Genomic DNA, 20,423 nt, shown 5'->3' on the forward strand with positions numbered 1-20,423 from the left:
TGCAAAGATAAAGTCCTTCCGGCAAATTCGGATTTTGAAATTCAAAATTCAGAAATCTGGCGTACCTTTCTGTTATAATTTAAACCCATGATATCAACAAAATCGCTCCTATGTCTGGCCACCATGGCCATTTCAGCAACTGTACTGTTAAATTCCTGCAACGCAATCGGACAAAATCGGGTAAAGGGTAACGGACATGTTACCAAGGAAGAGCGGCAGGTAGCTGCTTTTCATCGGGTAAAAGCGGAAGGCGTTATGAACGTATACCTGGCGCAAGGCCCGGCCAAAGCGGCTGTAATTGAAGCGGAAGATAATATTATTCCGTTGATAGAACTGGTAGAAGAAGATGGAAGACTGATTGTAAGGGAGAAGAGAGGCTATAATATCAGCACGCATAAAGGGATCAATGTGTATTTAACGACGCCTGAAATAGATGAGGTGGCGTTATCAGGTTCCGGTGATGTACAGTTAACGGATAAGTTTACCAGCAGTACACCTGTGAAGGTAGCCTTGTCTGGCTCCGGCAATGTTAAAGGAGAGCTGACAGCTCCGGCTGTAAAGGCTTCTATTGCCGGTTCCGGTGATATGTACCTGAAAGGGCAAACGAAAGATATAAATGTATCCATTGCAGGTAGTGGTAACTTCCGTAGCGATGCGCTGCTGGCGGAGAATGTGGACGTGTCTATTGCCGGTAGCGGTGATGCGGATGTATATGCCAGTGTAAAACTGAATGCAAAAATTGCCGGTTCCGGTGATGTGCATTATAAAGGTACCCCCGAAGTATCTTCTTCTGTAGCGGGTTCCGGGTCTGTTCAGAAAAAGTAGCTATTAATATTTTGCAAATCTTTAACATTTCTAAAATCATATTTCGTACCGTTTATCTGTTTATAGGAATGTTTTAATAAAGCACAACAAGTCCTTGAGTCCAGGTACAGCATTCGCTAATTGTTCAGAGTTGATGCTGTACCTGGCTGGGGCACAAGCAGTTACCCCTTAATTTCGAACCCCATCTCATCAAGCTTTCGCGTCAAATTATCATTAAATCACATGAATGATTGCTGTTTTTTTGTATGTTTACAGTTTGAATTGCGGATTTTGCCATTTGAATTGTCGAATTACGTTTTGAATTGTTGAACTCCTATTCCTTTTATGAACGAAAGACCGAAGATCCTGGTGGTATATTATACCCAGACCGGGCAACTGAAAAGGATTATTGATCATGTGCTGGCCCCTTTAGAAGGCAAAGCAGATATTACGTTCGAGCAGTTGGTGCCTGTAACGCCGTTCCCATTTCCCTGGGGAAAGCAGCAGTTTTATGATACCATGCCGGAAACTATTCAAGCTACGCCCCGGGCTATACAGCCGCTGAAAGTAGATGTGAATGCGTCATTTGACCTGGTGATACTGGCTTACCAGCCATGGTTCTTATCTCCTTCCCAGCCTACGGCAGCCTTTCTGCAAAGCGAAGCTGGAAAACAGTTATTGCGTGGTAAGAAGGTTGTTACATTGCTGGGTAGCAGGAATATGTGGCTGAATGCACAGGAAAAGGTAAAACAATACCTGCAACAGGCCGGAGCCAGCTTAGTGGGAAACATAGTATTGGTAGATAAGTCACCGAATCTTATTTCCCTGATTACGATTCTGCGTTGGGCATTCAAGGGCAAGAAAGAGGCTACCCGGTTTTTACCTCAGGCGGGTGTGCAGGAAAATGAAATTATTACTGCTGGCCGTTTTGCCGGTCCTATCGCCTCCGCCCTGGCCAGTGGTAAATGGGAAGAGTTGCATCCTCAATTATTAGCGCTGGATTCAGTAGAATTGCTGCCCAACCTGGTAGTGCTGGAAGGCAAAGGAATCAGGGCATTCCGCTTCTGGGCAAAGTTTATTAGCGCCAAAGGTGGTCCCGGTGCTCCTTCCCGGCAAGGACGGGTATCTATGTACAGAGGATTGTTATTGGTTGGGATTTTTGTGTTACAGCCTATCTCCATCATCACTTCTCTTATACAATTAAATCTAAAGAAGCAGCAACTGCGTGGCGAGGTTGATTATTATAAGGGAATTACCCTGCGTTAGCGCCCCAGCCCGAAGTTGACGCTACGGCGTGATAGTTGTAATTCCAATTAGAATTCTATATTTACGTCTGTATACAACGTATATTAAATTAAAATATGTTTATCACCGGGAGCTGACTGGCAAGACAAGGCAGTTCTGATCAGGTTTTACATGTAGCCTTAAAAGTCGAATAATTTTCAAATGAAGGAAGTTTATATTACCAGGCTGTCTAAATTTTTACCTAACAAGCCTGTTGAAAATGATGAAATGGAGAGCATTCTCGGCATGGTAGATGGAAAAGCTTCCCGTGCGCGTTTAAAGATCCTGGGTAACAACAAAATCAAAACACGTTACTACTCTTTAGACAAGGAGGGAAAATCTACGCATTCCAATGCACAGATGACTGCAACGGCAGTAGAACAATTGTTTGATGAGAAATTTCCAATCAGCAACCTGCAGTTACTGGCCTGTGGTACTACCTCTCCTGATCAGTTATTACCCAACCATGCCGCAATGGTACATGGCTTGCTGAAATGTCAGCCGGTAGAACTGATTGCAGCTACGGGTGCCTGTGCCGCCGGGATGCAAGCTTTTAAATATGCCTGGATGTCTGTTCGTTGCGGTAATACTTCCAATGCCGTAAGTACTGGTTCAGAGAAGTTTTCTGCCTGGATGTTGGCACAGAAGTTTCAACCCGAAGCAGAGAACCTGAAAAGCCTGGATGAAAATCCGATCATCGCTTTCGAAAAAGATTTTCTCCGCTGGATGTTATCCGATGGTGCCAGCGCTGCTTTGTTCCAGGATAAACCAAATGAAGACGGCTTGTCGTTACGTGTAGACTGGGTAGAAATCCTGTCATACGCCAACGACCTGGAAACCTGTATGTATGCAGGAGCCATCAAACAACCCGATGGCAGCACTACCGGATGGATTGATATGACACCGGAAGAGTGGGCACAACACAGTGTATTCTCCTTTAAACAAGACACCCGTTTATTGGGTAAAAATATAGTTCCTTCCGGAGCAAAAATGTGGAAAGAGCTGGTAGAGCGTCATAACATCAACCTCGAAGAGCTGGATTTCTTCCTGCCGCATTTATCTTCTGAATTTTTCAGATTGAAGATTGACGAAGAAATTACCCGTTTAGGCGTTCCCGTTAAACTGGAAAAATGGTTCACCAACCTGGCTGAGGTAGGTAACGTAGGTACCGCATCTCCTTACCTGATGCTGGAAGAGCTGATGAATACCGGCCGCTTTAAGAAAGGACAGAAAATAGTGTTAATGGTTCCGGAGAGTGCACGTTTTTCGTACGCTTATGCCCACATCACTGTAGTATAAGCCATCACACTTTAAAACTGGCATCATGAAAAAAGAGGAAGTACCGCAGGATAGCGATAACCTGCATGAAGGTACATTCAAGCAGATTATGTATGCAGTGGATAATTCCGGTAATTATGTGCAGGTGCAGAGTGCAGGCTGGGAACCGGAGAACATTGCAATGGACCAGGCCTGGGAAGAAGTAAATGAGCGTGTGAAATCAGCCCGCGCCCGCGTGGCAGCAGGTGAAATCAGCCCTGTAGCCTATTACATGGAAAAAAGCCTGATGGATTTGCCCTTGCTGGCAAGTTATGTAGGTAAATTTCAGTGGCAGGTAAAAAGGCACATGAAGCCAGCTGTTTTTAAAGGGCTTTCCCAAAAAATGTTGCAGCGCTATGCTGACGCCTTCAAAGTGAGTTTAACAGACCTGATGGAGGCTAAATAGATAATTACGAATTATTAATTACGAATTACGGATTTGTGGGTAGATGGTAAACGAGAATATTACCTACGCTTAGATCTACTCACACATCCGTAATTCGTAATTCATAATTCGTAATTCTTTCAAAAAAAGTTATGAGTAATTCTTTCTTCCAACACACACAAACGGCACATTGCGAGAGTGGTGTGATATCAAATTTGCTGGGCCACTATGGTTTGCAAATTAGTGAGCCTATGGCATTTGGTATTGGTGCAGGCATATTTTTCGGCCATCTTCCCTTTGTAAAGGTCAATGGCGTGCCAGGTACCACCTACCGGATATGGCCAGGCGCTATTTTTCAACGGGTATGCAAACGCCTGGGTGTGAGAATGGAATCTGAAAAATTCTCTACGCCGGAAAAAGGGATGGCGGCACTGGACAGGGTGATAGAAGCAGGAATTCCTGTGGGCCTGCAGTCCAGCGTTTATTATCTTACCTATTTCCCAGCTTCTTATCGTTTTCATTTTAATGCACATAACCTGGTGGTGTATGGTAAGGAAGACGGGCAATACCTGGTGAGCGATCCTATAATGGATTCCGTGACCACTATTGACGCTGAAAGCCTGGCGCAAGCGCGTTTTGCCAAAGGATTTCCTGCCCCTAAAGGGAAAATGTACTACCCGGTACATGTACCGCCTACGGCTTCTTTTGAGAAGCCTATCAAAGCAGGTATTGAACAGGCTTGTCATTTTATGCTGAAAGTACCGTTGCCAATGTTTGGGGTGAAAGGAATCCGTTTCCTTGCAAAACGTGTACGCAATTATGCAGAAAATCCAGGCGACCGCAAGGCCACTTTATACCTGGGAAATATTATCCGGATGCAGGAGGAAATAGGTACCGGCGGTGCTGGTTTCCGTTTTCTATATGCCGCATTTTTACAGGAGGCAGCGGCGTTACTAAAGAAAGATGAGCTGAGTAAGCTGGCCGGAGAACTCACCCAAACCGGTGACCTCTGGCGTAACTTTGCTTTTGCTGCAGGGCGTGTATGTAAAAGCAGATCGGCAGATAACGTGTCCTACCGGGAACTAAGCGAAATGTTGTTGCAATGTGCCGCTGCAGAAGAGATGTTCTTTAAGAAACTGGCCCACGTGAAGTGGTAATTAAACATGAAAGTGAAATGATGACCGGCATATCAGTGAATGAATTATATAAAACCTACAACGGAAGCGCCGAGCCTACGCTCAAAGGACTTACGTTTCAGTTTGAGGAAGGAAAGATTGCCGGTTTGCTGGGCCCTAATGGAGCAGGTAAAACAACTACCATTTCTATTTTGTGTGGTATTGTGCGTAGTGATAGTGGAGAAGTAAGGATTCACGGGCTGAAGCAGGATGCTGCTCACCGCGAATCCATCAAACATATAATTGGCATTGTTCCTCAGCGAATTGCATTATACCCGCAGTTGTCGGCCGTAGAAAACCTCACTTACTTTGGTAACCTGTATGGTTTCAAAGGCAAGGCATTACGGCAAAAAATAATGCATTACCTGGAATTGTTTGGATTAGAGAAAAGCGCGAATAAAGAGATACATAAATATTCAGGCGGTATGAAGCGCCGCGCCAATATCATTGCTGCTATTTTGCACGACCCCAAATTATTGGTACTGGACGAACCTACTGCTGGCGTTGATGTGCAATCCCGCAGCCTGATATTACAGTTCCTCAAAGATTACAATCAACAGGGAGCCAGCATCCTGTATACCTCTCATTTACTGGAAGAGGCGCAGTCGCTCTGTGAAGAAGTGGTAATTATGGATGAAGGAAAAATGGTGGTACAGGGTAATCCACTGACCTTGATCCAACAGCACCCGGCCTGTAAAAACCTGGAAGATGTATTTCTTCATTTTACCGGTCATGCACTGAGAGATTAACAGGAAATAAATTAAACGAACAATAAATGCGATCTGCTAAGAGCTAAAGGCTATGCTAAGATTACTGGCAACAATAAGGAAAGAATGGCAACTGCTGTTACGTGATAAAACAGGATTAATACTCCTGTTTGTGATGCCGGTAGTACTGATTACAGTGATGGCATTGATCCAGGATGCACCATTTAAGGATTACCAGGATATTAAGTTTGACATATTAACCGTCGATAATGATCATGGACGTTTAGGCCGTTATGTGAGAGAAGGGCTGGAGTCTGGCGGACAGTTTAATATTATTGATTCGCTGGATGGTCAGCCGGTGACGGCAGAGCGGGCTAAAGCGCTGGTAAATGAAGGGAAGTATAAGATCAGCATCATTGTTCCTGCAGGTGCTACCGCAGCAATTGTAAGCAATGCAAACCGCATCGTTAACGACATCACCCAACGCATGGGTATGTCGGTATCCTTACCGGTGAAGAAAGGCGCTGATTCACTGAATGTGACCATTTACTTCGACCCTGCCGCCAAGAAAGCATTTAAAGGCGCTATTCATCAGGCCCTGGACAATTTTCTGACGCAGGTGGAAACAGATATGTTGCTGGACCGGATCAAGCATCAGTTACGTGGTAAAGATTCTACAGCCGCCGAAACAGATACTTTGCCGATCCGGTTACAGGCTGTAGGATTAAAAGAACTGAGTACCGGTACGGCAAAACAACTGGATGTGATTTCCAATTCTGTGCAACATAATGTACCAGCCTGGAGCATATTCGCGATGTTTTTTATCGTTATTCCTATTGCCGGTAATATGATCAGGGAACGGGAAGATGGCAGTTTGCTGCGGATGAAGCTGATACCCGGGTCTTACCTGGCGATCCTGACGGGTAAGATGTTGTTTTTTGTAGGTATTTGTGTGCTGCAGTTTTATGCCATGATGCTGGTAGGAATTTATCTGCTGCCACATCTTGACTTACCCAAACTGGTGATGGGGCAACATCATGGGGCTACATTGCTGGTGGCTTCAGGAATAGGACTGGCTGCTACGGCATACGGTATCCTGATTGGTACGATTTTTAAAACACCCAATCAGGCATTGAATTTTGGCGCTATTTCGATTGTGATATTATCGGCTATTGGTGGTATATGGATACCGTTGGAAGTGATGCCGGTTAATATGCGGGTGCTGGGACATTTATCGCCACTTAGCTGGGGGCTGGATGCTATCAACGACATCTACCTGCGCAATGGCGATATTGACTATGTGTGGAAGAATGTATTGAGATTAATACTCACAGGATTGGCTATGCTGGCCATAGCCGGGTGGGTAGAAAAAAGAAGAATGAACTGAGAAATGTTTTCAAAACAATAGTAAAACTGTATTTTTACCCCCCACAAGGGCGTTCGCCTGTTGTGAACAACAGGTGATAAACCTACAACATTATGGAAGAATTAAAAAAGAAACTGAAAGAGCAAATTATTGAAGCGTTGAATCTTCAGGATACTAAACCAGAAGATATTGATGACAACGCACCGTTATTCGGCGAAGGCCTGGGCCTCGATAGTATTGACTCCCTCGAGCTGATGGTGCTGCTGGAAAGACAATATCATATCAAAGTAGAAGATCCGCGGGAAGGTCGTAAGATCTTACAGTCTGTTGAGTCTATGGCAGAATTTATCCAATCCAAACAACCGGCATAAGTAACTGGCTGCATGGCAGAAAGAGTGTTTATAACAGGGATAGGAATGATCACCGCTATTGGTGATAACGTAGCCGGAAATTTGCGTAACCTGAAGGCACAGCAGAGTGGGCTTGGCTATAGTCAATACGTAGATACAATTCATAAAAACGTGTTGCCGGTAGCAGAAGTAAAACATCCCAGCGAATCATTGTTTGCATTGGCCGGCATTCCCGAAAAGGAAGGGTTTACCCGTACTACTTTACTGGGACTGGCAGCTATGCGGGAAGCATTGAAAGATGCCGGTATTACAGATGTACAATCGGCGCCTACCGGTTTTATCAATGCCAGCACGGTGGGCGGCATGTGTGATACGGAAAAGTTATATTTTGATATTATAGACCCTGAAAAAACAGGGTCCTTTTTGCAATATATCGATACCCTGGACTGCGCGGACTGTACGCAACGTATAGCCGACATCGTTGGATTCAATGAACATATTGCTACTATCAGTACGGCCTGTTCTTCTTCTGCTAATGCGTTGATGTTTGGCGCACGCATGATTAAGCAGGGCATGTTGCCGAGAGTAGTATGTGGAGGTACAGAAGCGCTGACCCGTTTTACATTGAACGGATTCAACTCGCTGAAAAATGTGGATAAGCAGTTTTGCCGTCCTTTTGATCAGCAACGTACCGGTTTGAACCTCGGCGAAGGTGCCGCTTACCTGGTATTGGAAAGTGAATCCTTTGCAAAGGCCAACGGCAGCCGTATTCTGGCAGAATTAAGTGGTTATTGCAATACCAACGAAGCTTTCCACCCCACTTCTCCTTCACCGGATGGAGATGGTGCTTATGAAGCGATGAAAGCAGCATTGGCGATGAGTGGAAGGTCTTTGGAAGAAGTATCTTACATCAATGTACATGGCACTGCCACCCTGAACAATGATATTTCGGAAGGTAAAGCACTGGAGCGCCTCTTTGGAGACAAGGTGCCTTTATTCAGCTCTACGAAACCATTCACAGGACATACACTGGCAGCAGCAGGCGCTATAGAAGCCATCTATGCAATACTGGCCATACAACACGGGATGATCTTTCCTAATCTTCATTTCACGGAAAGAATGGAGGAATTAAATATCAGCCCGGTAACGGAACTGATAGCAGACTATCCCGTAAAAAATGTTATTTCAAACTCATTCGGTTTTGGGGGCAACAATGCATCCCTGGTGATCAGCAAATATGAAGGTTAACTGTTACATACAAGGAATGGCGGCTATCTCCCCGCAGCCAACTTTCGATGGGGATATTCTTTCAGCGCCACTGATACATACAGATCGTAACCTGCTTGCCTGTATTGAACCGGATTATAAACCATTTATTCCGGGCAACAGTTTGCGCCGCATGTCACGCGTGCTCAAAATGGGGCTGGCTGCTGCGCTCAAATGTACAGCAGACAGTGGCCTGGATACACCTGGCCCTATTATTACCGGTACCGGTAAAGGGAGCTTACAGGATACAGAAAAGTTCATCAAAGAAATAGTGGAGTATAAAGAAACGGCGTTGAACCCTACACCGTTTATTCAATCTACATACAATTCTGTTAACGGCCTTATTGCGTTGCAACAGAAATGCACCGCTTACAATAATACCTTCGTACATCGTGGTTTCTCTTTCGAAAACGCTTTGCTGGATAGCATCATGCTCATACAGGATGGCGAGCCTCACACATTGACCGGCGCATTCGAAGAAATTACTACAGAGCATTTTTATATTAAGAGCCGCATTGGTTTCTGGAAGAATGAATCCATTAACAGTGCTGATTTATGCCAGCACTTATCACCCGGCTCCATTGCAGGGGAAGGTGCTACTTTTTTTACACTCACTGGTACACCATCGGCTCATAGTTACGCTGCTATTTCCGGCTTCAGAATGTTGTATAAGCCAACGAAGGAGAAGCTCAATGCTGCACTGAAAGCAATGAGCATTCAGCCTGATCTGATTATTTCCGGGCGAAATGGCGATAGTAATTACGAGCATTTTTATAAAGAACTGGATAGCTGTTATCCGGGGATTCCACAATTAGGCTTTAAACATTTATGTGGAGAATATGATACCGCGAGCGCTTTTGGATTGTGGCTGGCAGCGCAGATAATTAAAACACAACAAATAGCTGAGCAGTGGTTTCCGCAGCAACAGCCGTTAACTACGCCTGTCAATTCTATTTTATTCTATAATCATTTTTACGGGGAGCAGCACGTGATGTTGCTGTTGGAGAGGGTTTAACATGATACTTTCCTCGTTTTTCTCAAAAACTTATTTCATTCATTATAAAAGGTATGGGGAATTTATCAATCATTGATTGACGGGTTCTATTTAATTGATTTTTAGTATTTTGTATTTAGCCCGCCAGTGGCGGGCTAAATTATATGTTAAAATAATGTCATTCAAATTCGCCATACATCGTCGCTCATTCCGATAACATTTTTGATAATGTTGCTGCATCAGGTAAAAATTCTTTCATATTATCGGGTGCATCACTAAAATGTTTATAAATACCCACGCTCATCGCTTTATCGATAGATTTAATAGCATAATCCACTACAGTATTATCTTTGGATTTACAGAGCACAATACCAATACTCGGATTCTCGTGTGGTAGTTTTACTTTATCATCTAATACATTCAGATAGAAGTTAAGTTGACCAGCAAATTCTGGCTTAAAGTTTTTCCGTTTTAGTTCAATTGCTACAATGCATTGCAGGTAACGGTTGTAGAAGAGGAGGTCTACAAAGAACTCATTGTCATTGACGATTAGTTTGTATTGATTGCCAATAAAAGAATAGCCTTTCCCCATACTCATAATGAACTTTTTAATATTGTTTACTATTTCACTTTCAAGTATGCCTTCATCATCGTTATCATCAATATTAACAAAGTCCAGCAGGTATTCATCTTTAAATACTTCGAGTGCTTTTGACTTAATATTTTCGGGAAGGGCTGTATTGAAATTGTGGGGCATATTGCCCTGGTGTTTGAAAAGATTGGCGCTAATGTGATATGATAACTCTTTTACTGACCAGAATTGTTCTGCCGCTCGAGATATATAGAAAAGCCGTTCCGAATCTTGTTTACATTTTTCGAGGATAACAATATGATGCGTAAAGCTGATACTATAAAAAGTTTTCTGTAATTGCGCCGTCAGTGACGGCGTAATTGCAGGTGCACTGTAGGCATCGAAAAATTGCCTCATTTTTATAAGATTTCTACCAGAAAAACCTCTCAGCCCAGGAAGTTGTTGCTGTAAATCAGTTGCTATTTGCTCTATTACCTTTGCTCCCCAATTTTCTGCGCTTGTTTTTTCAGAAAGCATTTTCCCCAGTTTGAAGTACAGCTTCAATTGTTCCTGGTTGGCTAATCTCATCGCATGATACCGGCTTCTTATGATATTTTGCTTGATATCTTTGATGAATTGGTTGTACGAAACAGTTGTTTCCATGTGTCAGATTGATGATTGTTTTGGTTAAAACTTAGAGAGAGAATGTCGTTTATGTTACATGTTTGAAAATGGTTAGCAAACGTTCAAACGAGTATAAAAGTAAGGTGTCCAAACAATTTTATCTTGTGCATTTTGTTCATTGACAAAATGATCTGTTCATTGTTATTCATTCTATTTACAATATAGAAATGAAAAAGCGGAGACATAAGTACCGCTTATATCTCCGCCTTCATCATCTTCCAAAATTATTTCACTCTGTACACCGGATATCGTAAATACTCCGGTTCTGCATAAGGTGAATTTTTATAGATAAAATTCAGTTGTGCATCAGCGTTATTTGCGAACGCACTATCAGTTGCTTTTTTCTTATTCAGTGCATCCTGTAACTCTGGATGCTGTTGTAAATAAGCTGCGCCGGTATCTTCAAAAACATAAGGAGAATAGCCTTCTTTTTGTCCGAGTATGGCGTCGAAAAAATTCCAGGCGAAATAAGAATCTCCTGCAGTAGGTTCCAGTGTTTCCATCAAAAAGCGGTTGGCGGTTTGATTCATCGGGATGTAATAATCTCCTTTGCGGAAATGGATGGAATCCATGCTGCTGGTCACTTTAATGTTGGTATGCAGGTAGTGTTTTTCAAATGGTTTGGGATAGGTTTGAAAATCGGCAATGTGGTATACTTCTACATACACGGTGGTATCGTGTGGTAGCGGTTGTAGTTGTACATTATTATTTTTCAGGAGATGGATAACGCTCCACCAGCCCTGTGGTACGATATAGGCGCGGGGCTTCTCTACAAAATTTTCTTCCGTGGAAGTATTGTAGAATTTTACCTGCCGGGTATATGGCTTATTGCGATCGTAGTATAAACGTGGTAGTCCTGAAATAGCGCTGGGCTTATGTCCTGACTCAAATCCGCGGAAGGTGATCAGGCTGTAGGTGTTCATATCTGCCCGCCAGGATAACGGAAATGTTTTTTGTGTGATGGCGGTTTGTTTGGCTTGTTCCCGCAGTTGTTTGATGGTTTCACTGTGGATGGAAGTAAACCGGATGAAGCATTCCATCAGCGCGTAAGTAGCTTTTACGCGGGCGGGATAAGGCTTCAGCATATGTGTTTCCGGTACAAATCCGAAAGTATGGAACAGGGTAGTGTAGCCGGTGGAATAGCGGGGGAGGTCTGCAAATTCTACCCATCCGCTATCGGGTGTTTCGCCGAAATGATTTACATAGGGAACGAGGTCGTAGCCTTTTGTTTTCATCAGGGCGTACAATCCGGGTTCAAATGTTTTATTCATGAATTCGCCCATGGCGCCACCAAGTTTATTATGCTGGGTGGTAAGCAGGGTCATGATATGCTGATAGTCGGCGCCATTGCTGACATGATTATCCACAAATACATCCGGATCGGTGAGGTGATAGATTTGCTGGAATGCCAAAGCGTTCCTGGAATCGGTTTTGATAAAGTCGCGGTTCAGGTCCAGGTTTTGGGCGTTGCCCCGGGAGCCGAAGGCATCGGGACCGTTTTGGTCCACCCGGTACCAGGGGGAGCGGTTGAGCATTCCGCCGATATTATATACAGGGATTACGGCCAGGATGATATTGTCAGGAAGTTTCACTTTACCCAGGGCGATATCGCGGAGGAGCATCATGCTGGCGTCTACGCCATCGGGTTCGCCGGGATGGATGCCGTTATTGATGAGGATAATGCGTTTATTCTTTTTATGGAGGCTTTTAAAGTCGAAATCCTTTTGAGGAGAGTAGGTGACCAGGTGCAGGGGAAAGCCGGCGTCGGTGTTGCCAATGGTTTGGAGGTGAATTTGCGGGAAGCGTTTGGCGAGTAGTTGGTAATATTGGATGACTTCCGGGTAAGTCGCGGTTTCCTGGCCGGCGGTTTTCTCGTAGCGGGTAGTCAGGTCCTGTGCGTAAGATAATAATGGGAGGAGGGTGGTGAGGAGTATAATTATCTTTTTCATTATACGATAGTAAATGGAAAAACAAAAAGCCCTTCCTTTGAGAGGAAGAGCTATAAATATTGTTACTGAAAGAATTAAGCCAGGGCTAAAACGCGCTTAGCCAGCTTGCTTTTCAGATTTGCTGCTTTATTCTTGTGAATAACGTTACGTTTAGCAAGTTTGTCCAGCATAGAAGCTACCTCTGCTAAATCTTTCTCCGCTGTTGCTTTGTCAGTAACCGCTTTCAGGTCACGGATTGCGTTACGAGTAGTTTTACCGTAGTAACGGTTACGCTCATTGCGCTTTCTGCTTTGACGTACGTCTTTTTTCGTTGCTTTATGGTTTGCCATTTTTCAAATTTCAAGTTTCGGACGGCAAAGGTAACTATTTCCCAAATAGAAAACAAACTAAATGTAGTTTTTCCGTCAAAGGGCAAATATAAGCTCCTTTTATCACAGATAATCACTTGATTTTTTCTGATTTTTTCCACCCGGCGTATCGAAAAACGAGCGATATTTGCAATCCCATATATTAATATATTGGGACCAACAGAAAAGTATTTGAACTGAAGATCAGCAAAACTCGTTGTAAATGAAGGACTTCTCATTCGTCACCAACTCACATCCTGCTTACATTGAATCGTTATACCAGGATTTCCGCAAAGATCCCAACTCTGTAGACCCGGATTGGGTTAAATTTTTCGAAGGATTTGATTTTGCAGTATCCAATGTAAACGGTAAAGCGGCAGCATCAGCGCCAGTAGCAGGAGGCAGCACTTCGTTGCCGGTGAGCGACGACCAGTTGGCGAAAGAACTGGGCGTATACCGCCTGATACAGGCGTATCGTAAAAAAGGCCACCTGATTGCCAAAACCAACCCCATCCGTGAAAGAAAAGACAGGAAAGCCAATCTCGATCTGGCCAGCTTTGGATTAGGGGACGCTGATCTCAAAACAGAATTCTTTGCCGGCACCGCTATTGGTGTGGGTAAAGCTACCCTCGAGCAAATTGTTGCCTACCTGAATAAAATCTATGCAGGTTCAGTAGGATTGCAATACACATATATCAACGACCGGGATAAGGCGAAGTGGATGGAGAAAGAGTTTGAGAAGGTGATGTCACAGCCTTTATCATTGGAACAGCGCCGTCGCATTTTACAGAAGCTGAACCAGGGCGTTATTTTCGAAAAATTCCTCCACACCAAATATATCGGACAAAAGCGTTTTGGGCTGGAAGGTGGTGAATCCACTATTCCTGCACTGGATGCGATCATTGATGTAGCTGCAGAATATGGTGTACAGGAATCTGTGATTGGTATGGCGCACCGTGGACGTTTAAACGTACTGGCTAATATCCTGGGTAAAACTTACGAACAGATCTTCAATGAATTTGAAGGCCTTGCCGTACCGGATATGACCATGGGTAGCGGTGACGTGAAATATCACCTCGGCTTCCGTTCCCAGGTAACCACGCCTTCCGGCAAACCTGTTAACCTGCAATTGATGCCTAACCCTTCCCACCTGGAAGTGGTAGACCCTATTGTAGTAGGATTTGCACGTAGTAAAGCAGATGTGATTTACGACAGCGATTATGATAAAATATTGCCTATCCTCATTCACGGTGACGCCGCCGTTGCCGGTCAGGGTATCGTGTATGAAGTAGAGCAAATGAGTAAACTGAAAGGCTACTACGTAGGTGGTACCATTCACTTTGTGATCAACAACCAGATAGGATTTACCACCGACTTTGATGACGCACGCTCTTCAGACTATTGCACCAGCGTAGCTTCTATTGTACAGGCACCGGTATTCCATGTGAATGGTGACGATGCAGAAGCAGTGGTGAAAGTATCCCAGCTGGCTGCCCGTTACCGCCAGGAATTCAATGAAGACGTATTCATTGATATGGTTTGTTACCGCAAACATGGCCACAATGAAGGGGATGAGCCTAAGTTCACCCAGCCTAGTTTGTATGCATTGATTGATAAACATGCTAATCCGCGTGAAGTATATACCCAGTTCCTGCTGAACAACGGTGAACCTGATGCCGCTGCATTAGCCAAGGAAATGGAAAAAAGTTTCTGGGATGATTTGCAGGCACGCCTGGATGAAGTAAAACAACATCCGCTGCCTTATGCTAACCAGAAGCCGGAAGAATGGTGGCAGGCCCTGCGTAAATCTACGCTGCAGGACTTCGACGCTTCTCCGGTTACGGCTATCAAAGAAGACGACTTCAAACGTTTGTTCGATGCCCTGATGAAATGGCCGGATAATTTTGTTCCCCTGCGTAAAGTGAGCAAACTGCTGCAGGACAAGATCAAATTATACCAGGAAGAAGGTAAGGTGGACTGGGCTACCGGTGAACTCCTGGCATACGCCAGCCTCCTGATTGAAGGCAAAGATGTTAGAATGAGCGGAGAAGACGTAAAACGTGGTACTTTCTCTCATCGTCACGCTGTATTGTTTGATGAAAATACCAACGAAACCTACAACCGCCTCAGTCATCTCCAGGAAAAACAAGGCAAATTCAGAATTTATAACTCTTTACTGAGTGAATATGGCGTATTGGGCTTTGAATATGGTTATGCCATGGCCAATCCTAATAGCCTGGTGCTGTGGGAAGCGCAGTATGGTGACTTCGTAAACGGTGCACAAACAGTGATTGATCAGTACATCAGCAGCGCAGAACAGAAATGGACGACGCAGAATGGCCTGGTTATGTTATTACCTCATGGTTATGAAGGTGGTGGACCAGATCACTCCAATGCCCGTCCGGAGCGTTTCTTACAACAGTGTGCAGAAGAAAATATGGTGATCACCAACATTACTACTGCCGCTAACTTCTTCCATGCGTTACGTCGTCAGTTGACCTGGCAGTTCCGTAAGCCATTGATTAACTTCTCTCCAAAGGCGAATCTGCGTCACGTGGGCGCTTATTCTACTACAGAAGAATTTACACAGGGTGGATTCAAGGAAGTGCTGGATGATCCGTTTATCGATGATGCCGCAGTAGTGAAGAAAGTGTTGCTGTGTTCCGGTAAAATGTATTTTGACCTGAGCGATAAGCAAGGTAAAGATGACCGCAAGGATGTAGCGATTGTTCGTCTGGAACAGTTGTATCCACTGCCGGTTAAACAATTGGAAGTAATTGCGCAGAAATACAAAGGCGCTACTTTCTTCTGGGTACAGGAAGAGCCACTGAATATGGGTGCTGCAGCATACCTGCAAATGAACCTGAAGCAGATCAATTATGGAGTTATTAGTCGCAATCCGAGTGCTTCTACTGCTACCGGTTTTGCGAAAGTACACGCACGTGAGCAGCAACAGATTATTGATACGGCTTTTAACATCTAAAAAAAATAAAAGTATAAAACAGTATAACCAGGATTTGCGTTAAGCTAAAGGCTAAAAGCTAACCGGGTATCACCATCAACTGATTAAATATGGTTATCGAAATCAAAGTCCCTACGGTAGGAGAATCTATTAGCGAGGTAACAATTGCAAAGTGGTTGAAGAAAGATGGAGATTATGTGCAGCAGGACGAGGTATTATGTGAAATGGAGTCTGAGAAAGCCACCTTCGAACTGAATGCAGAGAAAGCGGGTGTTCTGAAGATTGCTGCGGCAGCTCAGGAAGGCGCTACTTTGAAAATTGGAGATGTAGCTTGTACCATCGATACCGATGCAGCTGCACCTGCCGGTACGGCAGCGCCAGCAGCAGCTCCGGCAGCACCTGTGGCGGAAGCCGCTCCGGTTGCGGAAGCAGCACCTGCGGTGAACAAAGGGACGATTGAAATGAAAGTGCCTACAGTAGGAGAGTCTATCAGTGAAGTAACACTGGTAAAGTGGATCAAAAATAATGGTGATTATGTAGAGCGTGATGAAGTAGTATGTGAACTGGAATCAGAGAAAGCTACTTTTGAGCTGAATGCAGAAGAAGCAGGTGCATTGATTACCGTAGCCAAAGAAGGCGATACCTTGAAAATCGGCGATGTTGCCTGTAAAATAGATACCAGCGTAGGCAGACCGGCAGGCAAAGCTGCACCAGCAGCAGCACCGGCGGCACAAGCGCCAAAAGCGGCGCCGCAACCACAGCAGGCTCCGGTTACCAACATACCAAATGATCTGAAAGCATCTCCGGTGGCAGCAGCAGTGATTGCTGACAAGCATGTAGACCCATCCAGCATCAAAGGTTCCGGCGCTCATGGTAAAATCATGAAAGATGATGTAATGGCTGCCTTGCAAAATCCAGGTGTAGCTATTGGCCAGGAAATGTTTAGCCGTCAGGAACGTCGCGAAAAGATGAGCAACCTGCGTAAAACAGTTTCCCGCCGCCTGGTGGAAGCTAAAAATACTACGGCTATGCTCACTACCTTCAACGAGGTAGACATGACCGAAATTATGGCGCTGCGTGCCAAATATAAAGAGGTATTCAAGAAACAGCACGACGTGAACCTGGGCTTTATGAGCTTCTTCACCAAAGCATGCTGCTTCGCATTACAGGAGTTCCCGTCTGTAAACGCTTACATTGACGGAGAAGAACTGGTATACCACGATTACTGCGATATTTCCATCGCGGTATCTGCTCCGAAAGGACTGGTAGTACCGGTGATCCGCAATGCAGAAAGCCTGGATATGGCGGGTATTGAAAAGGCAGTAGTAGAACTGGCTACCAAAGCCCGCGATAACAAATTGACCATGCCGGAAATGACCGGTGGTACCTTCACTATCACCAATGGTGGTGTGTTTGGTTCCCTGATGAGTACACCTATCATCAACATTCCACAATCTGCTATCCTGGGTATGCACAAAATTCAGGATCGCCCGATGGCAATTAACGGCCAGGTAGTGATTCGTCCGATGATGTACCTGGCACTGAGCTACGACCACCGTATTATTGACGGTCGTGAATCAGTTAGCTTCCTGGTACGTGTGAAAGAAATGCTGGAAAATCCTGAACAACTGCTGTTCGGTAAAGATCCGCTGAAAGCATTACTGAAACTGTAATCTTATCATTTATAAATGAGAAAGGCCGGTACGATGAGTACCGGCTTTTTTGTGAATCAAAGTGGCATCAGGATTAGCCGTATCTTCGCGTATGACCCGTTGGGAAAATTATTTAGCATCAGCAACAAAGATTATAGGCGCTTACCAGGGTAGCCTGCCATTACACCATTTTCTGAAATCCTTTTTTAAGGAGCATCCCTACATGGGTGGACGCGACCGACGCTGGATTTCGCAACTGGTTTATCATTATTTCCGTTTAGGACATTGGGGTGCCTCGTTGCCCGTTAACGAGCGGGTAATTGCCGGTGCATTGCTGTGTGAAACAGCGCCGAATGATTTCATGGCGGCGGTAAAACCTGAGTGGAATGCCGCTACTACAAAGTCGTTGGAGGAGAAAGCAGCTTTGTTATCAGCGGCATTAAAACCTGGTGATATCTTTCCTTTTTTGGAAGATTTATCAGCAGGAATTGATGCTAACACCTACGCCTATACGATATTGAAGCAGCCACGTTTATTTATTCGTGTTCGTAATAACAAACTGGATAAAGTATTTCAGCTATTGGATAAAGCAGCGGTGGTATACGAAGTGTTTGCGAATAACAGCACAGTAGCGTTGCCGAACGGCACTAAAATAGAAACGATAGTGCCGGAGAAAAGCTGGTATGAAGTACAGGATGCTTCCAGCCAGCAAACCGGTGAATTGTTCAAACCAGTAAAGCAGCAGCGTTGGTGGGATTGTTGTGCTGCCAGTGGCGGGAAATCCATCCTCCTGAAAGATCAGCAGCCAGGTGTGCAATTGCTGGTATCAGATGTGAGGCGCTCCATTCTTGAAAACCTGCAACAACGTTTTGCCGCAGCTGGTGTGAAAAATTACGAAGCGCGGGTAGCGGATCTGACTTCTCCACAGTTCCCGGCTTCTATGGGCAATCAGCAGTTCGACGGCATTATCCTCGATGCGCCGTGCAGTGGCTCCGGCACCTGGGGACGTACACCGGAAAGCATTTCTTTCTTTAAAAAGGAAGAAATAGGCAAATTTCAGCAATTGCAGCAACGTATAGCCCATAACGTAGTCCCGTTTTTAAAGAAGGGAGGTAGTTTGATTTATATCACTTGTTCGGTGTTTAAGCAGGAGAATGAGGAGGTAGTGAAGTATATTGAAAGTATCAGTGATTTGAGGCAACAGGAAGGTGGAGTGATTGCCGGGTATGATAAGGGCGCGGATACGATGTTTGCGGTAAGGATGTCGTAAGCAAAGGTCTGAGTTTGACAATAAGTTTATTCTCGAAGTACGCCGGATAGCATTTTCATCTGAAGTATACTCAAGACGAAGTAATAAAAAAGGGTGAGAAAACTTTCGTCTTCCCACCCTTTCATTTATCTATCTTATGAATTAATCTAAAATCCTATTGGCATAGCGCGCTGAATAATTCCGCCACCTACAACATCATCGCCTTCATAGAAAACGGCTGACTGTCCGGGGGCAATTCCTTTTACGCTTTCATAGAAGCTCACTTTTACCTGGCCATTTTCATTATACAGATTACTGAGTGCACCTTTATCCTTGTAGCGGATTTTGGTGATGGCTTCCATACCTTCCGGGATGGTATCATATTTACCCATATTGATACCGCTTACCATCATGTCGCTTTTCTGCAGCTCATCTTCATTACCAAGTACGACAGTGTTGGTTTCCGGGATAATTTCTGTAACGAACACCGGGCGTCCAAGGGCAATATCAAGCCCTTTACGCTGCCCAACGGTATAGAAAGGGTAACCCTTATGTTTGCCTACGATAGTGCCATCTGCGAGCACAAAATTGCCTCCGTTGACTCTTTCTTCCAGACCTTCTACTTTCCGCTTCAGAAAACCGCGGTAGTCGTTATCGGGTACGAAGCAGATTTCATAGCTTTCTGCTTTTTTAGCGAGTTCTGGATAACCGAAGTCAAAGGCCATCTGGCGGATTTCCGTTTTGCGGTAAGGGCCCAAAGGCAGCAGGGTGCGTGATAATACATCCTGTTGAATACCCCAGAGTACATAGCTCTGGTCTTTGGTGTCGTCAAGTCCTTTGCTGATGACGTAACGGCCGTTGGTATGCTGACGGAGTTGTCCGTAGTGACCAGTGGCAATGAATTCACAGTCCATGGCATCGGCACGTTTCATCAGTGCGCGCCATTTTATATGGGTGTTACAGAGTACACAAGGATTAGGTGTACGTCCTGCAATGTATTCATCAACAAAATTATTTATAACGAAATCACCAAATTCATCGCGGATGTCCAGCACAAAGTGCGGGAATCCATGATGCACCGCGGCGGCGCGGGCATCGTTAAAAGAATCGAGGTTACAGCAGCCGGTTTCCTTTTTACTGGAACCCGCAGATGCATAATCCCAGGTTTTCATGGTGATACCCACCACTTCATACCCCTGTTCATGCAACATCAGCGCTGTAACAGTACTGTCTATACCACCGCTCATGGCTACCAGCACTTTACCATGCTTGCTCATTTGAAAAAGTTTAAGGATGCAAATTTACTGAAATTCCGGCCAACCGCCATCTGCCCATTATTGATACTGACAATGAGCCAATTG

The 20,423-nt window shown here is 44.7% G+C and carries 17 protein-coding genes; 13 read left to right on the top strand and 4 right to left on the bottom strand.

Annotated elements, in window-relative coordinates; translation table 11 throughout:
• Nucleotides 1–87: 87 nt before the first annotated feature.
• From J7623_RS18255 to J7623_RS18300, 10 genes are all read left to right on the top strand, one after another.
• The gene (locus J7623_RS18255) at nt 88–825 is read left to right on the top strand and encodes a head GIN domain-containing protein (RefSeq protein ID WP_291922984.1); all 738 of its coding nucleotides are present in this window, start codon (nt 88–90) and stop codon (nt 823–825) included.
• A gap of 324 nt (nt 826–1,149) precedes the next feature.
• Nucleotides 1,150–2,070, top strand: a complete 921-nt coding sequence (locus J7623_RS18260) for a hypothetical protein (protein WP_291922986.1) — start codon at nt 1,150–1,152, stop codon at nt 2,068–2,070.
• Nucleotides 2,071–2,250: 180 nt separating this feature from the next.
• On the top strand, nt 2,251–3,387 hold the full coding sequence (locus J7623_RS18265) for a beta-ketoacyl-ACP synthase III (RefSeq protein WP_291922987.1): 1,137 nt from the start codon (nt 2,251–2,253) through the stop codon (nt 3,385–3,387).
• 25 nt (nt 3,388–3,412) lie between these two features.
• Nucleotides 3,413–3,811 carry a hypothetical protein gene (locus tag J7623_RS18270; protein WP_291922989.1) on the top strand — a complete coding sequence of 133 codons (399 nt, stop codon included), beginning with the start codon at nt 3,413–3,415 and terminating at the stop codon, nt 3,809–3,811.
• Nucleotides 3,812–3,942: 131 nt separating this feature from the next.
• The gene (locus tag J7623_RS18275) at nt 3,943–4,947 is read left to right on the top strand and encodes a BtrH N-terminal domain-containing protein (RefSeq protein WP_291922990.1); all 1,005 of its coding nucleotides are present in this window, start codon (nt 3,943–3,945) and stop codon (nt 4,945–4,947) included.
• A 17-nt stretch (nt 4,948–4,964) separates the two neighbouring features.
• A complete protein-coding gene (locus tag J7623_RS18280; RefSeq protein ID WP_291922992.1) occupies nt 4,965–5,714 on the top strand; it encodes an ABC transporter ATP-binding protein in 750 nt (249 codons plus the stop codon).
• Nucleotides 5,715–5,766: 52 nt separating this feature from the next.
• Complete coding sequence (locus J7623_RS18285; RefSeq protein WP_291922994.1) at nt 5,767–7,059, top strand: ABC transporter permease; 1,293 nt, start codon at nt 5,767–5,769, stop codon at nt 7,057–7,059.
• Nucleotides 7,060–7,151: 92 nt separating this feature from the next.
• Nucleotides 7,152–7,409, top strand: a complete 258-nt coding sequence (locus J7623_RS18290; RefSeq protein WP_291922996.1) for a phosphopantetheine-binding protein — start codon at nt 7,152–7,154, stop codon at nt 7,407–7,409.
• Nucleotides 7,410–7,421: 12 nt separating this feature from the next.
• Nucleotides 7,422–8,636, top strand: coding sequence for a beta-ketoacyl-[acyl-carrier-protein] synthase family protein (locus J7623_RS18295; protein WP_291922998.1), 1,215 nt, complete (start codon nt 7,422–7,424; stop codon nt 8,634–8,636).
• Complete coding sequence (locus tag J7623_RS18300; RefSeq protein ID WP_291922999.1) at nt 8,626–9,669, top strand: beta-ketoacyl synthase chain length factor; 1,044 nt, start codon at nt 8,626–8,628, stop codon at nt 9,667–9,669. Before J7623_RS18295 ends, J7623_RS18300 begins: the two co-directional genes overlap by 11 nt.
• A 184-nt stretch (nt 9,670–9,853) precedes the next feature.
• Here J7623_RS18300 and J7623_RS18305 read toward each other — a convergent pair whose 3' ends face one another.
• The 3 genes from J7623_RS18305 to rpsT all read right to left on the bottom strand — a co-directional run bounded on the left by J7623_RS18305 (nt 9,854) and on the right by rpsT (nt 13,181).
• Nucleotides 9,854–10,882, bottom strand: a complete 1,029-nt coding sequence (locus J7623_RS18305) for a PDDEXK nuclease domain-containing protein (RefSeq protein ID WP_291923001.1) — start codon at nt 10,880–10,882, stop codon at nt 9,854–9,856.
• A gap of 245 nt (nt 10,883–11,127) precedes the next feature.
• Entirely contained in the window at nt 11,128–12,852 is a 1,725-nt protein-coding gene (locus J7623_RS18310) for a M14 family metallopeptidase (protein WP_291923002.1), read from the bottom strand.
• A 74-nt stretch (nt 12,853–12,926) separates the two neighbouring features.
• A complete protein-coding gene (gene rpsT / locus J7623_RS18315; protein WP_291923005.1) occupies nt 12,927–13,181 on the bottom strand; it encodes a 30S ribosomal protein S20 in 255 nt (84 codons plus the stop codon).
• A 241-nt stretch (nt 13,182–13,422) separates the two neighbouring features.
• On the opposite strand from rpsT, the gene J7623_RS18320 reads away from it, so the two are divergent.
• The 3 genes from J7623_RS18320 to J7623_RS18330 all read left to right on the top strand — a co-directional run bounded on the left by J7623_RS18320 (nt 13,423) and on the right by J7623_RS18330 (nt 19,083).
• Nucleotides 13,423–16,182, top strand: coding sequence for a 2-oxoglutarate dehydrogenase E1 component (locus J7623_RS18320; protein WP_291923007.1), 2,760 nt, complete (start codon nt 13,423–13,425; stop codon nt 16,180–16,182).
• Nucleotides 16,183–16,271: 89 nt separating this feature from the next.
• Nucleotides 16,272–17,834, top strand: coding sequence for a 2-oxoglutarate dehydrogenase complex dihydrolipoyllysine-residue succinyltransferase (gene odhB / locus J7623_RS18325; RefSeq protein WP_291923009.1), 1,563 nt, complete (start codon nt 16,272–16,274; stop codon nt 17,832–17,834).
• Nucleotides 17,835–17,925: 91 nt separating this feature from the next.
• Nucleotides 17,926–19,083, top strand: a complete 1,158-nt coding sequence (locus J7623_RS18330) for an Fmu (Sun) domain-containing protein (RefSeq protein ID WP_291923011.1) — start codon at nt 17,926–17,928, stop codon at nt 19,081–19,083.
• Between the two features lie 146 nt (nt 19,084–19,229).
• On the opposite strand, the gene mnmA is transcribed toward J7623_RS18330, so the two are convergent.
• Complete coding sequence (gene mnmA, locus J7623_RS18335) at nt 19,230–20,339, bottom strand: tRNA 2-thiouridine(34) synthase MnmA (RefSeq protein WP_291923013.1); 1,110 nt, start codon at nt 20,337–20,339, stop codon at nt 19,230–19,232.
• Nucleotides 20,340–20,423 lie beyond the last annotated feature (84 nt).

Origin of the sequence: Chitinophaga sp., from assembly GCF_017745275.1 — a bacterium.
Lineage (GTDB): Bacteria > Bacteroidota > Bacteroidia > Chitinophagales > Chitinophagaceae > Chitinophaga.

What these genes read in the sequence shown, in the direction of transcription:
- J7623_RS18255 (WP_291922984.1), top strand. Translation starts at nt 88, where the DNA reads ATGATATCAACAAAATCGCTCCTATGTCTGGCCACCATGGCCATTTCA.
- J7623_RS18260 (WP_291922986.1), top strand. Translation starts at nt 1,150, where the DNA reads ATGAACGAAAGACCGAAGATCCTGGTGGTATATTATACCCAGACCGGG.
- J7623_RS18265 (WP_291922987.1), top strand. Translation starts at nt 2,251, where the DNA reads ATGAAGGAAGTTTATATTACCAGGCTGTCTAAATTTTTACCTAACAAG.
- J7623_RS18270 (WP_291922989.1), top strand. Translation starts at nt 3,413, where the DNA reads ATGAAAAAAGAGGAAGTACCGCAGGATAGCGATAACCTGCATGAAGGT.
- J7623_RS18275 (WP_291922990.1), top strand. Translation starts at nt 3,943, where the DNA reads ATGAGTAATTCTTTCTTCCAACACACACAAACGGCACATTGCGAGAGT.
- J7623_RS18280 (WP_291922992.1), top strand. Translation starts at nt 4,965, where the DNA reads ATGATGACCGGCATATCAGTGAATGAATTATATAAAACCTACAACGGA.
- J7623_RS18285 (WP_291922994.1), top strand. Translation starts at nt 5,767, where the DNA reads ATGCTAAGATTACTGGCAACAATAAGGAAAGAATGGCAACTGCTGTTA.
- J7623_RS18290 (WP_291922996.1), top strand. Translation starts at nt 7,152, where the DNA reads ATGGAAGAATTAAAAAAGAAACTGAAAGAGCAAATTATTGAAGCGTTG.
- J7623_RS18295 (WP_291922998.1), top strand. Translation starts at nt 7,422, where the DNA reads ATGGCAGAAAGAGTGTTTATAACAGGGATAGGAATGATCACCGCTATT.
- J7623_RS18300 (WP_291922999.1), top strand. Translation starts at nt 8,626, where the DNA reads ATGAAGGTTAACTGTTACATACAAGGAATGGCGGCTATCTCCCCGCAG.
- J7623_RS18305 (WP_291923001.1), bottom strand. Translation starts at nt 10,882, where the DNA reads ATGGAAACAACTGTTTCGTACAACCAATTCATCAAAGATATCAAGCAA.
- J7623_RS18310 (WP_291923002.1), bottom strand. Translation starts at nt 12,852, where the DNA reads ATGAAAAAGATAATTATACTCCTCACCACCCTCCTCCCATTATTATCT.
- rpsT (WP_291923005.1), bottom strand. Translation starts at nt 13,181, where the DNA reads ATGGCAAACCATAAAGCAACGAAAAAAGACGTACGTCAAAGCAGAAAG.
- J7623_RS18320 (WP_291923007.1), top strand. Translation starts at nt 13,423, where the DNA reads ATGAAGGACTTCTCATTCGTCACCAACTCACATCCTGCTTACATTGAA.
- odhB (WP_291923009.1), top strand. Translation starts at nt 16,272, where the DNA reads ATGGTTATCGAAATCAAAGTCCCTACGGTAGGAGAATCTATTAGCGAG.
- J7623_RS18330 (WP_291923011.1), top strand. Translation starts at nt 17,926, where the DNA reads ATGACCCGTTGGGAAAATTATTTAGCATCAGCAACAAAGATTATAGGC.
- mnmA (WP_291923013.1), bottom strand. Translation starts at nt 20,339, where the DNA reads ATGAGCAAGCATGGTAAAGTGCTGGTAGCCATGAGCGGTGGTATAGAC.